We start from the raw sequence: 15,660 nt of genomic DNA on the forward strand, positions 1-15,660 counted from the left end.
TCCGGAAACCTGCCGTTATCGATGCAACCTGCCCGGCGGCTTCGTGTCCACCTGCCGCTCTGCGCGCCACGGTCGTGACGCGCCGGATTCTGGATTCATTTCTGGATTCATTCTTATCCCGATTATCCCGCCACACCTTAACCCAGCTCAAGACATGCCCACCGCCGCCGCCCCCCGCGCCCTGATCGACGCCGCTTCCGAACTGATACTGGGCAAGCGCAGCCGGATCGAACTGGCCCTCACCTGCCTGATCGCCGGCGGCCACCTGCTGATCGAGGACGTACCGGGCACCGGCAAGACCACGCTGGCCCACGTGCTGGCCCGCCTGTTCGGCCTCGATTTCCGGCGCGTGCAGTTCACCAGCGACCTGCTGCCGGCGGACATTCTCGGTGTATCCGTGTTCGAACGCGACAGCGGCGGCTTCCGCTTCCATCCCGGCCCGGTATTTACACAGGTGCTGCTGGCCGACGAGGTGAACCGCGCCACGCCGCGCACCCAGAGCGCGCTGCTGGAGGCGATGGAAGAGCACCAGGTCAGCGTCGAGGGTGAAACCCGCCGCCTGCCCGAACCCTTCTTCGTGATCGCCACCCAGAACCCGGCCAGCCAGATCGGCACCTATCCGCTGCCCGAATCGCAGCTGGACCGCTTCATGATGCGGCTCACCATGGGCTACCCGGACCCCGCCGCCGAGCGCGCGCTGCTGACCGGGCGCGACCGGCGCAGCCTGCTCGAAGACCTCGCGCCCTGCGCCGACGCCGCCCAGCTCACCCGCTGGCGCGACGAGGCGCAGGCGCTGCACGTGGCCGATGCACTGATCGACTACGTGCAGGCGCTGATCGCCCACACCCGCGACGGCGGCCGCTACCGCCTCGGGCTGAGCCCGCGCGCCGGCCTCGCGCTGCTGGCGGCGGCGCGCGCCCACGCCCGGGTGCATGAGCGCAGCCATGTGCTGCCGGAAGACGTGCAGGCGGTGCTGCCTGCGGTGGCGCTGCACCGGCTGCCGCCGCTCGACCCGCTGCCGCCGGACGATGCCGCCCGCATGCTGCTGCAGGCGGTCGCCCTGCCCCACTGATGCGGGACGCTCTGCGCCGCTGGCTGGCGTCGCTCGGCGGCTCGCCCGCGCTGCCGCTCACGCTGGACCGTCGGCGCATCTTCGTGCTGCCCAGCGCGGTCGGTCTGGTGTGGGGCGGCGCGCTGATCGCCATGCTGCTCACCGCGATCAACTACACGCTGAGCCTGGGTTTCGCGCTGGTGTTCATGCTGGCCGGCCTGGGCCAGGTGGCGCTGCTGCACACCTTCCGCAATCTGCTCGGACTCACGCTGAAAGAGCTGCCACCGGAGCCGGTGTTCGCCGGCCAGCCTGCCCGCTTCGCGCTGGCCCTCGACAACGCCTCGTCACGCGCGAGACCGGCCTTGCGGCTGGCGATGGCCGGCAGCGACGAGGCGCTGGACATCGACCTCACCGCCGATGCCGCCCTCACCTTTCACCTGCGCGTGCCCGCACCGCGCCGCGGCTGGATCGCGCCCGGCCGGCTCACGCTGAGCACCCGCTACCCGCTGGGGCTGATACGCGCCTGGAGCTACGGCCAGCCGCAGCAGCGCTGTCTGGTGTATCCGCAGCCGGAAAGCGACCGGCCGCCACTGCCGCCGGGTGACGCCGGCACGCTGGGCCTGCGCGCCCGCGGCGACGGCAGCGAGGAATTCGCCGCACTGCGCGCGCACCGCGCCGCCGACTCGCCGCGCCATGTCGCGTGGAAGGCGTGGGCACGCTCGCCGGACGCACCGCTGCTCACCAAGCAGTTCGACGGCCAGGACGGCGGCGAACTGTGGCTGGATCTGGAGCGCCTGCCCGCTACGATGCCGCTGGAACAGCGGCTGGCCCGCCTGACCGGCTGGGTGCTGGACGCCGAAACGGCCGGCCTGCGCTACGGCCTCGCGCTGCCCGGCCAGCGCATTGCGCCGGACCGCGGCCCGGCCCACCGTGCGCGCGTGCTGGCCGCGCTGGCCCTGTTCGGGCTGCCGTCATGATGTTCAGGCGCACCGCAAAAGCGGCCCCCGATCTTCCGCCGCTGGGCGCACAGCGCACCGGCTGGCTGCTGGCGGTCGCCGCCAGTGCGCTGCTGCCGCACGCCGACCACCTGCCCGGCTGGCTGGGCGCGGTCACGCTGCTGCTGTTCACCTGGCGGCTGGCGCAATGGAAACGCGGCTGGCCCGGCGCCAGCGGATGGATCAGAACCCTGCTCATCGTCGCCGGCTGTGCCGGCATCAGCCTCACCTTCGGCCGGCTGTTCGGCCGCGAGCCCGGCGTGGCCCTGCTGGCGCTGCTGCTGGTGCTCAAGCTGCACGAGCTGAAAAGCGTGCGCGACGGCCACACCGTGGTGCTGCTCGGCTATTTCATGCTGCTGGCCGCCTTCACCTATTCGCAGACACCGGCGATGGCCGCCCTGCTGTTCGCGGCCATGGGCGTCATCACCGCCGCGCTGATCGCGCTCACCGGCCCGCCGGCGGCGCCGCTCGCGCTGCTGCGCCAGTCTGGCTGGATGCTGGCCCAGGCCCTGCCCTTCATGCTGGTGCTGTTCGTGCTGTTCCCGCGCGTGCCCGGCCCACTGTGGGGGCTGCCGCTGGACGCCCACGGCGCGCGCACCGGCCTGTCCGACAGCATGGAGCCCGGCTCGATCTCCCAGCTCAGCCAGTCGGGGGAAATCGCCTTCCGCGCCCGGTTCGACCGCGAGGCGCCGCCGGCGCGCGATCTGTACTGGCGCGGCCCGGTGCTGACCGAATTCGACGGCCGCACCTGGCGTCAGGGCACTGCCGCCCGGCGCACCGGCGGCACGCCGCCGCACCCGGTGGCCGGCCCCCGCAGCGGCTATGAAGTCACGCTGGAAGCGCATGGCAAGAACTGGCTGTTCGCGCTGGAAACCGTGGCTGCGCTGCCGGCCGGCGCGCGGGTGTCGGACGACTGGCAGGTACTGTCCGGCGACGTGGTGCGCAACCGGCGTCGCGACCGTTTCGAGTCGGTGCTGGCGGCCCGGCCGGGCATCGAGGAGTGGAGCGCCCACATCGACGCTGCCCGCCGGCTGCCACGCGACGGCAACCCGCGCGCCCGCGCGCTGGCCGCCGAACTGCGCCGCCAGTCCGGCAGCGACGCGGCGACGGTCGATGCGCTGCTGCGGCGGTTCCGCCGCGAGGCCTTCGTCTACACGCTCACGCCGCCGCTGCTGCCGGGTGCGGACGGCATCGACGCCTTCCTGTTCGACACCCGGCGCGGCTTCTGCGAACACTACGCCGGCGCCTTCGTATTCCTGGCCCGCGCGGCCGGCCTGCCGGCGCGGGTGGTGACCGGCTATCAGGGCGGCGAGCGCAACAGCGTCGACAGTTTCATCGTGGTGCGCCAGTCCGACGCCCATGCCTGGGCCGAAGTGTGGCTGCCGGCCGAAGGCTGGCGCCGGGTGGACCCCACCGCCGCCATCCTGCCGTCGCGGGTGGAACGCGGACTGGCCGATCTGGCGGCCGGCGAACCGGTGCCCTTCGTCGCGCGCGCCGACCTCGGCTGGCTGCGCACGCTGCGCCACCGCTGGGAAGCCGCCAACAACGCGTGGAATCAGTGGGTGCTGTCCTACGACCAGCAGCGCCAGCGCGAACTGCTGTCGCGCCTGGGCATGGCGCAGCCGGACTGGCAGACCATGACCGCGTGGATGGCCGCGCTGTGCGGCCTGATGGCCGGCGCGCTCACGCTGTGGGCACTGCGCCGCGCGCCCGGCCGCGACGCGCTGGCACGCGCCTGGGCCGGGCTCGACCGCGCGCTGGCACCGGCCGGGCTGGGCCGCGCCGCCTGGGAAGGCCCGCTGGACTATGCCGAACGGGTGGCCGCCGCGCGTCCGGATCTGGCGGCAGACCTGCGCGCAGCGTGTACACTTTATGCAGACGCCCGCTACGGCGGCGCCCCGCTGGCGCCGGCCGCACGCGAAATCCGCGCACGCAGCCGCGCGCTGCGCTGCCACCGCACACTGCACCACCGATGACCGAAATACTCACCGCCCGCTCCGCCGCCCGCCGCCACTTCATGACCGCAGCCGGCGCCCTGCTGCTGGCCCCGGCGCTGCCGCTGCGCGCCGCGCCCTCCACCACGCCGGAAAATTTCGCCGAGCGCGACGACGTGCGCGCCTTCTGCGCCGAACTGGCCGCCGCCCACGGCTTCGACGAAGCCTGGCTGCTCGACCGCTTCGCCGGCGTGCGCCTGCTGCCCAAGGTCATACAGCTCATCCGCCCGCCCTCCAGCCCGGCGGTGAAATCGTGGACGCGCTACCGCAGCCGCTTCATCGAACCGCTGCGCATCCGCGCCGGTCGCAAATTCCTGGCCGAACACGCGGCCAGCTTCGAACGCGCGGAACAGGATTTCGGCGTGCCGCGTGAAGTGGTGGCCGCCATCATCGGCGTGGAAACGATCTACGGCCGCAACACCGGCGATTTCGAACTGCTGAGCGCGCTGTCCACGCTGGCCTTCACCTGGCCGCCGCGCGCCGAGCTGTTCCGCCGCGAACTGGGCGAGCTGTTCCTGCTGGCGCGCGAACAGTCGCGCGACGTCGCCGCCTTCCGTGGCTCCTACGCCGGCGCGCTGGGCTACCCGCAGTTCCTGCCCAGCAGCTGGCGCCGCTACGCGGTCGATTTCGACGGCGACGGCCGCGCCGACCTGATCGGCAGCCCGGTGGACGCCATCGGCAGCGTCGCCGCCTACCTCGCCGCCCACGGCTGGGAAGCCGGCGAACCGGTGGCCCAGCGCATCCGCATCACCGACGAAGCCGCCGCCCCGCTGGTCGCCGCCGGCGTCGAACCCTCCATCGACACCGCCACCCTCGACACCGCCGGCGCCCGCCCGCTGCGCGGCGGCGAACTCATCGCCAAACCCGCCACCCTGGTCGACCTCGTCACCCCCGACGCCCAGACCGAATACTGGCTCGGCTTCCGCAACTTCTACGCCATCACCCGCTACAACCGCTCCTACTTCTATGCGATGGCCGTGTTCCAGCTGAGTCAGGAGCTTAGGCAAGGGTGAGGAGGCGGGCAGGATTCGATGTCGTTGGTAGAGCAAACGACGCGGATGACGCCTGCTTCCGAATCGATAGCGTCATGCATCGTGCCGACGAATGACGCAGCCGGCGACACTCAGCCCTCAATCCAACGCGACGGCTGAAGTCGTGCCGTTGGACTCCCGGGCAAGCGCTCTCGCACAGCATCAATGCTGGTCGAGCGTTGCCTTTATTCACTTCGCGTATCCTAGGCGACTGACGATGCCCTACCGATAGAGGGCCCCTGCGCGAGCTCGAGCAGATGTCAGCGACAACGATGATCAACGACGTCGTTCGGGGCAAGCCCAGTCCTGACTCCCTCCGGAGCGCGTGTTTCTCGAACACCTCGTGTGCGGACGACATCAGGAGAAGGGCTCTTCATGCAACCCAAGTCTGTTTGGTATCGGCTTTCAACATGGTTGTGTCTGACGTGGACGGTTCTGGTGCTCGGACTGGTAGCGAACCGCTTTATGACACTACCAACCTTTGAGCAAGCCGCCGCTGACCCCTGCCCAACCTTCCTTTTGCAACTCGCCCCGCAGGCTGAGCGGGCCTTGCTGCGGCTTCATTCGAGCCTCTCCTTCAGGGTCTTCTCCTGGCAGGATCGCAAGTCAAGGGAAATCATCGATCCATTCCGGAAAGGTGATCGAGCGCTTAATTGCGACGTGCTCAGTCAACGCGCGCAGCTATTTCTTACAGGCAGTCGACTTGGAGCAATTGAGCCTAGGATCCGATTTCACACGAAGACCTTGATCGCGCTCATCGTGCTGCCATGTTGCCTGATCATCATCGTCAGCCATCTATCGCTCGGTCGCAGCGTTCGAGCGCGTTAGCCTATCCGTCGAGGAGTGCTTCTTTTGGTTAGGTCCGCAATGCGCTCCCGGCCTATCCCATGGCGGCGTACGGCCCGCTGATGCTGATCTACAGCGGGGTAGATAGCGAACCGCGGTCGTCACGCATCGGAGCACTATCGACGGTCAGACAACAACGCAAGCATTGAGCAATGGGCTCCAACTTTATGAAAGTACTCGCCGCCATGATTGCCATTGCGGCACTTGTCCTGGTACTGGGTCTGTCAGGCGCGCTGTTCTTTCTCTGGCCGACGAGCTTCCCCGACCAATCACTGAGAATCACGCCCGAAGTTCTGGCGGAACTCCAGGCGCTGAAAGACGAGCGGAAGTTCGGTAGAGACGAGAGCACTTTTTACCCGGGCTCGCCGACTGAAGCTGTTCGCGCCAGTGCGCAGGCCTCAGTCGATGCAATCATTCAATCGTTGGTCACCGAGTTGCCTCCTCACCCGAGACGTTCAGTCGTCCTTGCAACATTCAAGCGTGCGCTGATCGGGATGGAGCAGCATGACTCGGAGGAACGTGACCAAGCCCTCGTCTATCTCCATCGCATCATGTCCATTGTCGGAGTCGACAACTCTGGCGAACTGCTGAACGTATGGCGTTACGGTTTCCCCTACGGATGGTTCTTGCGTACCTGACAGGACATTCAACGCCACGTCCTTCACTCCCCTCGCCACCGTCCGCTGTACCAACGTGATGTTCATGGCTGTCTTCGCCGACAGTGCGCAGCCCTTAACTACCGCCGCTCACTTCATCAGCCGATTGGGAGACGAAGCCAACGCCACGCTCGCCACTGCGCGGCGGAATCTCATCGCCAAACCCGCCACCCTGGTCGACCTCGTCACCCCCGACGCCCAGACTGAATACTGGCTCGGCTTCCGTAACTTCTACGCCATCACCCGCTACAACCGCTCCTACTTCTATGCGATGGCCGTGTTCCAGCTGAGTCAGGAACTGCGGCAGGGATGAGGTGGCGGGGCTGCGCGCAGCGCGGTACCCGATCGCTGACGTGATCCGCAGGGGACGGGCATGCCGTACGGTCCGTCTCTCGTTCTTTCACAAGAAAAGCACGTCTCCCCGCCCGCGCTGCGACCAACGCAGAACGCTGCGCACCCGCCCGATCTCCCCCACCCCGCCACAGAGCTATCCCATTCGTATGGTGTAATGCACATGACGTACTCGTGCGCGCAATCAGTCGGGCGGACGGGGTACAGGGACGGCGACCAAGAGGTGAGGTTTTTTGTCGTCGTTTAATACTGTATAGATATACAAAATGGCGCACCGAAACGTCCACTTGAAGGCCACTTCAGAGCGATCACGCCCGCCTGTTTACCCGGCAGCATCCGTAATCGTGGCGCAAAACTGCGCCAGAAAACAAAGTTAGCGGGCATAGAGAGGAGGTGCCGTGAATCTCGCAGTGAAAGTGACGCTCGCAGCATCTGGGATCTTCCTGTTTGTTGGGTTGATTGGCGGCATTCTCAAATACCGCGGAATCATGACCAGCCCCAATCATCGGGCGCACCCATACATCGATATTGCCCATAGGGCATCGCTTCTCTACAGCTTTGCGGCGTTGGTCATGGCTGCACTGCTAACGTTTAGCCCGTATTCAGAGAACGTGCAGCTACTGATTGCCGGGGTGCCACTATTCTTCTTTTCGGTGGCTATCGGGCAGTACTACCGGCTAGGACTTGCTGGCGAAGTCACAAATCAATTCAAGGAGCGGAACTTCAATACCACCTGGGGCATGATCCTCCTTATCATCGGCGAGTTGGGCGGCGTAGGCGCAATTGTCTGGGGCTTCATCTCTACCCAGTTCTTGGGCTAATCGTGCGCGCTGCCCGCTAACCATTCGCTGCAGGCGCGACGGCCCTGAGGGGCCGCGGCCTGAGCTCAAACGTTGGGCCCCATAGTCCTGCCATGCGCTTCCCCACACGAACAAATCGAGGAGTCTTTTTGCCAGACACCTACGATCTGGCGCATGACCTCTGCTTCGTGATCCATGACATCCTGGCGCAGTTACTCAAATCCGGAGCAGAGGGTGGCTTTTTTCGCACCACCATTGCCTTCGAAGATGAAGCAGATCGCATTTCTTTCGAGAAAACCGAAGACATATTTTGTTGGCTCGAAGAGACTCAACGGTTGAATGATCGCACATCCATCCTGACCACAACGGTATTCCCTGCGGTCCTTTCTGACGCGCTTCATTGCATTTATGAAGCACTTGAATCCTCACGCAAGGCAAAGCCAAATATCACCTATATGTTGTTGCGCAAGCCAATTCAAGAGAGCCTATTCCTTTTTGAAACGATTATTATAAATCCCCACGACTTTGCAGCAAAGCTAGCAACTGATCCGTTGAAGCTACGCGGGGAAAAGGCTGGCGGTCTTGACGCACACACCCGACGCATCCAGCGGGTGTTGGAGCAAATTGGCGAAGAAGGTCGATTCAATGCCGAATACATAGCGCAACTCCGTTACAACAAGAGCGAAGAGGATGGGTTCGACGGAATCTGCAATCTAGCAATGCATCTATTCACCGAACATCGAGCAATCCGAACAGCCCCATTGAATATCAACTTTATATTCTCAGACTGGGAAGAGAAGTGCACACAATGGGCGTATCTCTACAGTCGATTGCCGTACCTGCTCATCTACATGCATAGTGTAGTTGAACACTTGTGTGAGCGGATCGCACCGACGCATCCGACGTACCTAAACGACATGCAACGTAGAATTGCGGCTCTTACTCTTCTTTGGAGAGAACAACTGGAAGCTGCCTACGTTGCGGAACCAATCGATAAACTCATCACGTATCATCGCGATTGGCTAATTCAACATTGCCTCAAGGCTGGATATTCTGCGCCAACTGAATCTGATCTTGTAAAAATGGCATTTACGGGTGCATTTCCGCGAGAGCAAAAAATCAAGATGCTACTGAGAAATTTTCGTTACAAACTTAGAGCCGCACTAAATCGCCGTTCTGGCCGCAGAAGCCAGCAATGATTCACACGTGCGACTCAACCCATCACTACACCGGACCTGCGCGAAAAGCCGCAGGTCCGGTGAGTTCAAGAATTAGGCATTAAACAGGTGAGAATATACACATGATTGCAAATTACATCGATCAAATTATTATGTTTTTTGTTGGAACTTGGGCATCCGGCGTTGCTTACAAATTCATCCCAGCACCAGGCAAAGATCCTATTGCGAAATTACAGTGGAGAGAGAGGTATTCAAAGCTGCTCAAAACTGCTGGTCCTCTGCTAGTTTTTACATCCCTAGCGCTTGCGATTGCAAAGTATTTTGGCATTCAATAGCAAAACACCTAACACGGCATATATGGACTCCCCCAAAAATCAAGACTGATCGATAGTCTGGTTTTCCCGGGTAGATCACTTGCAGCCGTATATTCGGCATCCGTAGTGGGTTCTGAGCGACCCGTGCCAACATGGAATCTGCGCGGGACCGCCAATCGATAGAAACGACACGCGTGCTGCTGCCGGAAGGGTTATGGGCAACCTGTCTCGTGTTCCGCTGCAAGCAAGACCACACCGAATCGCACACAGAGCGAATGAAGCGGCGCATCGATTCCACTAAGGGCAAACGGATAGTCGCCACGCTCACCACTGTCGAGCCGGTGTTCGACAACCTGCGGCACAACAAGCGGCTCACCCGCTTCACGTTGCTCGGGCGCACAGAAGTCGATGGGCAGTGGAAGCCGTACTGCCTGGTGCATAAGCTCGAAAAGCTCGGGCACCACGGACACGCGAATTAGGTAGGCTGACCGGCGGAATGGCGCCCTCAGCAACGGCGCCCGGCATTAGCCACGGCATAAATAAGTGAGGGGACAACGATGAAGCGAAGATCGGAAGGCTGAAACGATGATGAACGACTTCGAGCCGGCGCGGGCCGGAAGCAATCGCTTGCCCCGGAACGGGATATTTACAGCGTCGATAGCCGTCATGACAGTATTCCGCAGTGTTAGGCCTCTAGTTCTTTTCATATCAGCAATCTTTGCCATTGCCGCAGTCGCGTGCACAAAACCTGGATGCCTCGCAATGAGTGCTATCCCCGCAGGCGCAGACACTGACCTTCGAGAGCATTTAGGCTACCCTCCGAAGAAGGAGGACTGGTCCTTCGACATTTCGCCGGGAGATGCCGGCTGGTCGTACAGATTCATGATGTTCGAGGGCGCCGAGCAGTACCTTGGCACAGAGGTTTATGAGTCGCTGCCCGAGCGATTCGCAAAGATTCCGGGCGTTACCCAGGTAGAGCAAGAGGATCGGGAGTCATACCTAATAAACTCCACTCTGCCGGAGACAGAGCTTGAGGCCCAGCTCTGGACAGTCTTTCAAGCCGCCGCATCTGAAGCGCATACGAATTGACAGCTAAGAATTCAATCGAGAGTGCGGTGCCCGGCAAGCCAGTCAGCACCTCTCATGTCAAACGTCGAGGCTGTAGAAATACTCGCCGTTAAGGGGACCAGCCGGCGGCCAACCGTTGACATCAAACGATAGAGCGCATCAGACACATGTATGCATTTGACGATTTGAGCAAATTCATCAAGGTTCTTGATCTGACGGTTCCGTGGGCACACTCCTACGCGGACATGCGACCGGGAAAGACAGACCTCGAGCGACGTGAGAACTATCGCGCAGCTGCGGTTCAGATCATTTGCGCCAAGCCGGATGTCGTGTTCTGGTGGGCGTTTCGCATCAGTGTCACCAAATCCGGTCGCCGTCTTGACGTCGACAACGTCGCGAAGACCATCATTGACTCATTCAGCGCGAGCCAGCTCAAGCGAGACGGATCCAAGTACTCTGATCTGGCTCTCTACGCTGATGACACCTTTGACGAAGTCAGAATCCTGCAAGTCATTGGAAATCCAAAAGTTAATGTGGATTCGACTCACATCGAGGTGTTCGCATGCATCCAGGAATGAGTCCGAACCAGTCACTCGGCCAACTCCTGTCGGCAGGCGGCCGCTTACGGGCTCGGCGTCAATATTGAGTCGTACCCAAGTCACACCAAACCACTCAATGAAACGCCTCCATCTCGCCTTCCTCGCCACCCTGCTGCTGCCGACCGCGCTCTGGCTCGCGGCCGATACGCTGCTGCCTGATCCATTCACCTATTTCTCGTTCCGCCCGGTGTTCATGCAGTACAGCGGGGTGATCGCGATCGCGGTGATGAGTGTGGCCATGCTGCTGGCGCTGCGCCCGAAGTGGCCGGAGCCGTGGCTGGGTGGGCTGGACAAGATGTATCGGCTGCACAAGTGGCTGGGCATCGCGGCGCTGGTGGTGGCGGTGCTGCACTGGTGGTGGGCGACCGGCACCAAGTGGATGGTGGGCTGGGGCTGGCTGGTGAGGCCGGCGCGCAAGCCCGGTGGCGGCGAGACGCTGGGCACGGTAGAGGCCTGGCTGCGCAGCCAGCGCGGCGTGGCGGAGTCAGTCGGCGAGTGGGCGTTCTATGCTGCGGTGGCGCTGATCGTGCTGGCGCTGGTCAAGCGCTTTCCCTACCACTGGTTCGTCAGGACGCACCGATGGATCGCGGTCGCCTATCTGGCGCTGGCCTATCACACGGTCGTGCTGACCAAGTGGGCCTACTGGTCGCAGCCGATAGGCTGGCTGCTGGCGGCGCTGCTGATCGGCGGCAGCGTGGCGGCGGTGCTCACGCTGAGCGGCCGGATAGGCACCGGCCGCAAGGTGCAGGGCCGCATCGTGTCGCTGACCGAATACCCGGCGCTGCAGGTGCTTGAAACCGCCATCGCTCTGGACGAGGGCTGGCGCGGCCACGCCCCCGGTCAGTTCGCCTTCGTGACGTCGAACAGCCGGGAAGGCGCACACCCCTATACGATCGCGTCCGCCTGGAATCCGGCCGAACGCCAGCTGGTGTTCATCACCAAGGCGCTGGGTGACCATACGCGCCGGCTGCGCGAAACGCTGAAGATCGGCATGCCGGTGACGGTGGAAGGGCCCTACGGCTGTTTCGACTTCGAGGACGCCCAGCCGCGGCAGATCTGGGTGGGCGCGGGCATCGGCATCACGCCCTTCATCGCCCGCATGAAGCAGCGCGCCAGCGTGCCGGACGCCCGGGTGGTGGATCTGTTTCATCCGACGGCCGATTTCGACCAGACCGCGATCGACCGGCTCACCGCAGACGCGGCAGCGGCCGGCGTGCGCCTGCACCTGCTGGTCGATGCGCGCGACGGCCGCCTGAATGGCGAGCGCATCCGCGCCGCGGTGCCCGAATGGCAGACCGCCAGCGTCTGGTTCTGCGGCCCGCCGCGCTTCGGTCAGGCGCTGCGCGATGACTTCGTCGCCCACGGGCTGCCGCCGGATCGTTTCCATCAGGAACTGTTCGAAATGCGCTGAGGGCCGCGCGCCTTGCGGAGGCCGGCCCAGGGTGCGTACCCTCGGACGATCACATTCGCCCTCCCCATACATTTCCGCGCGCTTGCATTTGCAACACGCTGCAACGCCTCTCCCACAGATGATTGACACACGGGCAGGATGATCCTGCAATGCACCGTACCGTCGCACGGTGCCGGAGAGGTGATCATCATGAACGGGAAGAAGGCAGCGGTCGCCCTGGCGTTGGGGCTGGGGCTGCTTGCAACAGGCAGCAGCGCGTGGGCGGACCGGGGCTACCGGTATGGCCATGGCGGCTACCATCGCGGACATTCGCATGTCGATATCGGCGTGGGCTTCGTGTTCGGGTCGGGTTACCGCCCGTGGTACGGCCCCGGGCCCTATTACTATCCGCCGCCCTACTACTACGGGCCGGCCTACTACCCGCCGGTGGTGATCGAGCGCTCGCCGCCGGTGTATGTCGAGCGCGACCCGCAACCGGTGGCGCCGGCGCCGTCGATGTCTCCCCCGCCGCAGCCGCCCAGCACCTGGTATTACTGCGCGTCCGCCCAGGGCTATTACCCCTATGTGCCGGAATGCCCGGAAGGCTGGCAGAGCGTGGCGGCGCAGCCGCCGCGATGAGGTACGCATCATGAACACCCGTACCACCGCGCTGGCGCTGCTGCCTATCCTGCTGCTGGCAGGCTGCGCCACGACACCCTCCGGCCCGAGCGTGATGGCGCTGCCGGGCAGCGGCAAGACGTTCGAACAGTTCCGTTACGACGACGCGCTGTGCCGCGACTATGCGCGCGACCAGACCGGCGGCACCGACGCCGACGAGGCGGCCACGCGGTCCGGCGTGCGCAGCGCGGCGGTCGGTACCGCGGTCGGCGCCGCAGCCGGTGCGCTGATCGGCGGCCGCGAAGGTGCTGCCGTGGGCGCCGGCACCGGCCTGCTGGTCGGCGGAGCCGCCGGCAGTGATGCGGCACAGAGCTCGGCACGCGGCACGCAGCGGGGCTACGACCAGGCGTACATCCAGTGCATGTACGCGAAGGGCCAGCGGGTGCCGACCAACGGCCGCTTCGCCGACAGCACAGCCCGTGCCCCGGCTGCGGTGCCCGCCCAGGCACCGGCCCTGCCCGGACGGGCGCATGCGCCCTATCCCCCGCCGCCGCCGGGCCATCAGCCGCCGCCCGCCTCGGCACCGCCGGCCAGCGCCCAGTCCGCAGGCGGCACCTGGTACTACTGCGAATCGGCGCGGGAGTACTACCCCTATGTGCGGACCTGCCGCGATGGATGGCGTGCAGTCGAGGCCAGCCCGCCGCCGCCGGTGCGCTGAAGGATGGCAGCGCGGTAAACGAAAAAAGCCGGCCCGAGGGCCGGCTTTTTAATGCTGCAGAGGCCTGTCAGCGACGGCGCGCCAGTGCGCCGACCAGGGCCAGACCGCCCAGCATCAGCGCCCAGGCTTCGGGTTCCGGCACCACGGCCACACCGCTGAAGCTCATTTCCGACACCGAGTAGGCGCCATCACCGGCCACCGCGTAGATGCGCGCGTAACGCGCATTGACCGCCGGGAAGTCGATGGTGGACTGGTACTGGATGTGGCTGGCGTCGCTGGAAATGATTTCGCTGCCGAAATTCGACTGGCCTTCGAAAGCCAGATTGGTGAACAGCGTGTTCCAGCTGCTGCCGTTGGCCGACACCTGCACCTGGTAGAAATCATTGTGGTCCACGCCGAGCAGCACGTCGGTCAGCGTGTAGAGCTGGCCGAAGTCGAGCGTGAATACCGCGCCGGATGCGCCTTCCTGACCACTCCAGGACACCGACTTGAAGGTGTAGGCCGTACCTTCGGGGGCAATGAAGCCATCGGCGAGGATGGACAGGTCGGTGCCGTCGATCGAGTAGCTGCCGGTAGCCGAAGCATTGACCGCGGTGATCGGCGAAGCGGCCGACACGGCGCCGGCAAACAGCAGGGCACCTGCAAACATCAGTGATTTCATCTGGGCATCCTTTGTGAGTGCGTGATCCGGCACGACATGAGCAATCCCCGTACCACAAGTGCAAGTCATTGATATTTCGTGCAACGAGCCGAACGCATCATCGGCACTGTCAAGGCGTCCGACAGCCGTGCTCAGCCCATGGAGGCCTCGGGCGGCGCCAGCAGCATCGCCACCGCCTGCGCGGCGATGCCTTCGCCGCGGCCGGTGTAGCCCAGCTTTTCCGAGGTCTTGCCCTTCACATTGACCGCATGCGGCGGAATGCCGCAGTCGGCGGCGATGTTGGCCACCATCTGCGCCGCGTGCGGCGTGATTTTCGGGCGTTCGCAGATGACCGTGGCGTCGATGTTGCCGATGCGCCAGCCACCTGCCTGCACCTGCCTGACCGCCTCACGCAGCAGCACCCGGCTGTCGGCGCCGGCGTAGGCCGCATCGGTGTCCGGAAACAGGCGGCCGATGTCGCCCAGACCGGCGGCGCCAAGCAGCGCGTCGGTGATGGCGTGCAGCAGCACGTCGGCATCGGAGTGGCCGAGCAGACCTTTCTCGTGCGGAATGTCGACCCCGCCGATGATGCATTTACGGCCCTCGACCAGCTTGTGCACGTCGAAGCCCTGGCCGATGCGGAAAGGCAGCGGTGTGGCGAACAGCGGATTCATGCGTCGGTCCCCCGGGTCTGCAGGATCAGTTCGGCCAGTTTCATGTCTTCCGGCCAGGTCACTTTCAGATTGGCCGCACCGGCGGCCACCAGCCGCGGCCTGAGTCCGGCGGCCTCGATGGCGGAGGCTTCGTCGGTCACGTCGGGGCAGCGGTCCAGCGCGTCGGCCAGCCGGGCCAGCCGGAACATCTGCGGCGTCTGCGCCTGCCACATGGCGTCACGCGACACGGTCGCCTCGACCCGGTCGGCGCCGTCGGCGCGCTTCAGCGTGTCGGCCACCTTCTGCGCCAGCAGGCCGCCCACCGGATCGTCGGCAAGCGTGTCGATCAGGGTGTCCAGCATGGCGGCCGACAGACAGGGGCGCGCGGCGTCATGCACCAGCACCCAGTCGTCCGGCCGCGCCCAGCCGGCGATTTCCCACAGGCCGTTGCGCACCGAGGCGGCCCGACTGGCGCCGCCGCAATGCACCGGCATCAGCTTGGGGCCCAGCGTGGTCCAGTCGAAGCCCTGCCAGTACAGATCCTCAGGCGCCAGCGCGACCACCACCCGGTCGATGCGCGGGTGGCCGCACAGCGTGGCCAGCGCATGACGGATCAGCGGCTGGCCGGCCAGCGGCAGGTACTGCTTCGGCATCTGCGCACCGAAGCGGCTGCCGCTGCCGGCGGCCGGGACCAGGGCGATGTGGCGCGGCATACGGACTCAACTCCTGCAATGACGCGTTTCGAAGCCGCTCGCCGC

Annotated in this window: 17 protein-coding genes and 3 pseudogenes; 17 read left to right on the plus strand and 3 right to left on the minus strand. The window is 64.6% G+C overall.

What is annotated here, in order from left to right; all coding sequences use genetic code 11:
* Nucleotides 1-154: 154 nt before the first annotated feature.
* From METUNV2_RS0113400 to METUNV2_RS0113465, 17 genes and pseudogenes are all read left to right on the plus strand, one after another.
* Nucleotides 155-1,072: an AAA family ATPase gene (locus tag METUNV2_RS0113400; protein ID WP_018229979.1), complete on the plus strand. Its 918-nt coding sequence runs from the start codon at nucleotides 155-157 to the stop codon at nucleotides 1,070-1,072.
* Nucleotides 1,072-2,028 carry a DUF58 domain-containing protein gene (locus METUNV2_RS0113405; protein ID WP_018229980.1) on the plus strand — a complete coding sequence of 319 codons (957 nt, stop codon included), beginning with the start codon at nucleotides 1,072-1,074 and terminating at the stop codon, nucleotides 2,026-2,028. The genes METUNV2_RS0113400 and METUNV2_RS0113405 overlap by 1 nt, the downstream gene beginning before the upstream one ends.
* The gene (locus METUNV2_RS0113410) at nucleotides 2,025-4,022 is read left to right on the plus strand and encodes a transglutaminase TgpA family protein (protein WP_026188151.1); all 1,998 of its coding nucleotides are present in this window, start codon (nucleotides 2,025-2,027) and stop codon (nucleotides 4,020-4,022) included. The genes METUNV2_RS0113405 and METUNV2_RS0113410 overlap by 4 nt, the downstream gene beginning before the upstream one ends.
* Complete coding sequence (gene mltB / locus METUNV2_RS0113415; protein ID WP_018229982.1) at nucleotides 4,019-5,053, plus strand: lytic murein transglycosylase B; 1,035 nt, start codon at nucleotides 4,019-4,021, stop codon at nucleotides 5,051-5,053. Before METUNV2_RS0113410 ends, mltB begins: the two co-directional genes overlap by 4 nt.
* 393 nt (nucleotides 5,054-5,446) lie before the next feature.
* Nucleotides 5,447-5,899, plus strand: coding sequence for a hypothetical protein (locus METUNV2_RS19875; protein WP_157281410.1), 453 nt, complete (start codon nucleotides 5,447-5,449; stop codon nucleotides 5,897-5,899).
* 170 nt (nucleotides 5,900-6,069) lie between these two features.
* Nucleotides 6,070-6,555 carry a DUF4844 domain-containing protein gene (locus METUNV2_RS0113420; RefSeq protein WP_018229983.1) on the plus strand — a complete coding sequence of 162 codons (486 nt, stop codon included), beginning with the start codon at nucleotides 6,070-6,072 and terminating at the stop codon, nucleotides 6,553-6,555.
* 31 nt (nucleotides 6,556-6,586) lie between these two features.
* Nucleotides 6,587-6,700, plus strand: a pseudogene (locus METUNV2_RS20360) (transposase); the annotation flags it as partial.
* A gap of 7 nt (nucleotides 6,701-6,707) precedes the next feature.
* Nucleotides 6,708-6,886, plus strand: a pseudogene (locus METUNV2_RS20275) (lytic murein transglycosylase); the annotation flags it as partial.
* 436 nt (nucleotides 6,887-7,322) lie between these two features.
* The gene (locus METUNV2_RS0113435) at nucleotides 7,323-7,745 is read left to right on the plus strand and encodes a hypothetical protein (protein ID WP_018229985.1); all 423 of its coding nucleotides are present in this window, start codon (nucleotides 7,323-7,325) and stop codon (nucleotides 7,743-7,745) included.
* A 128-nt stretch (nucleotides 7,746-7,873) separates the two neighbouring features.
* Complete coding sequence (locus METUNV2_RS19885) at nucleotides 7,874-8,923, plus strand: hypothetical protein (RefSeq protein ID WP_157281413.1); 1,050 nt, start codon at nucleotides 7,874-7,876, stop codon at nucleotides 8,921-8,923.
* Nucleotides 8,924-9,024: 101 nt separating this feature from the next.
* The gene (locus tag METUNV2_RS19890; RefSeq protein ID WP_157281416.1) at nucleotides 9,025-9,237 is read left to right on the plus strand and encodes a hypothetical protein; all 213 of its coding nucleotides are present in this window, start codon (nucleotides 9,025-9,027) and stop codon (nucleotides 9,235-9,237) included.
* Between the two features lie 212 nt (nucleotides 9,238-9,449).
* Nucleotides 9,450-9,695: pseudogene (locus METUNV2_RS0113440) on the plus strand (transposase); the annotation flags it as partial.
* 109 nt (nucleotides 9,696-9,804) lie between these two features.
* Nucleotides 9,805-10,305, plus strand: a complete 501-nt coding sequence (locus METUNV2_RS19895) for a hypothetical protein (protein WP_198288858.1) — start codon at nucleotides 9,805-9,807, stop codon at nucleotides 10,303-10,305.
* Between the two features lie 146 nt (nucleotides 10,306-10,451).
* Nucleotides 10,452-10,862, plus strand: a complete 411-nt coding sequence (locus tag METUNV2_RS0113450; protein WP_018229988.1) for a hypothetical protein — start codon at nucleotides 10,452-10,454, stop codon at nucleotides 10,860-10,862.
* Nucleotides 10,863-10,959: 97 nt separating this feature from the next.
* Nucleotides 10,960-12,294, plus strand: a complete 1,335-nt coding sequence (locus METUNV2_RS0113455; RefSeq protein WP_018229989.1) for a ferredoxin reductase family protein — start codon at nucleotides 10,960-10,962, stop codon at nucleotides 12,292-12,294.
* Nucleotides 12,295-12,483: 189 nt separating this feature from the next.
* Nucleotides 12,484-12,912: a hypothetical protein gene (locus METUNV2_RS0113460; RefSeq protein WP_026188153.1), complete on the plus strand. Its 429-nt coding sequence runs from the start codon at nucleotides 12,484-12,486 to the stop codon at nucleotides 12,910-12,912.
* A 10-nt stretch (nucleotides 12,913-12,922) separates the two neighbouring features.
* Nucleotides 12,923-13,609 carry a YMGG-like glycine zipper-containing protein gene (locus METUNV2_RS0113465; protein ID WP_018229991.1) on the plus strand — a complete coding sequence of 229 codons (687 nt, stop codon included), beginning with the start codon at nucleotides 12,923-12,925 and terminating at the stop codon, nucleotides 13,607-13,609.
* 67 nt (nucleotides 13,610-13,676) lie between these two features.
* On the opposite strand, the gene METUNV2_RS0113470 is transcribed toward METUNV2_RS0113465, so the two are convergent.
* From METUNV2_RS0113470 to ispD, 3 genes are all read right to left on the minus strand, one after another.
* Nucleotides 13,677-14,270: a discoidin domain-containing protein gene (locus METUNV2_RS0113470; protein ID WP_018229992.1), complete on the minus strand. Its 594-nt coding sequence runs from the start codon at nucleotides 14,268-14,270 to the stop codon at nucleotides 13,677-13,679.
* Nucleotides 14,271-14,401: 131 nt separating this feature from the next.
* Nucleotides 14,402-14,923 carry a 2-C-methyl-D-erythritol 2,4-cyclodiphosphate synthase gene (gene ispF, locus METUNV2_RS0113475; protein ID WP_018229993.1) on the minus strand — a complete coding sequence of 174 codons (522 nt, stop codon included), beginning with the start codon at nucleotides 14,921-14,923 and terminating at the stop codon, nucleotides 14,402-14,404.
* The gene (ispD, locus tag METUNV2_RS0113480) at nucleotides 14,920-15,615 is read right to left on the minus strand and encodes a 2-C-methyl-D-erythritol 4-phosphate cytidylyltransferase (protein WP_018229994.1); all 696 of its coding nucleotides are present in this window, start codon (nucleotides 15,613-15,615) and stop codon (nucleotides 14,920-14,922) included. Before ispD ends, ispF begins: the two co-directional genes overlap by 4 nt.
* Nucleotides 15,616-15,660 lie beyond the last annotated feature (45 nt).

The organism is Methyloversatilis universalis EHg5 (genome assembly GCF_000378945.1).
Lineage (GTDB): Bacteria > Pseudomonadota > Gammaproteobacteria > Burkholderiales > Rhodocyclaceae > Methyloversatilis > Methyloversatilis universalis_A.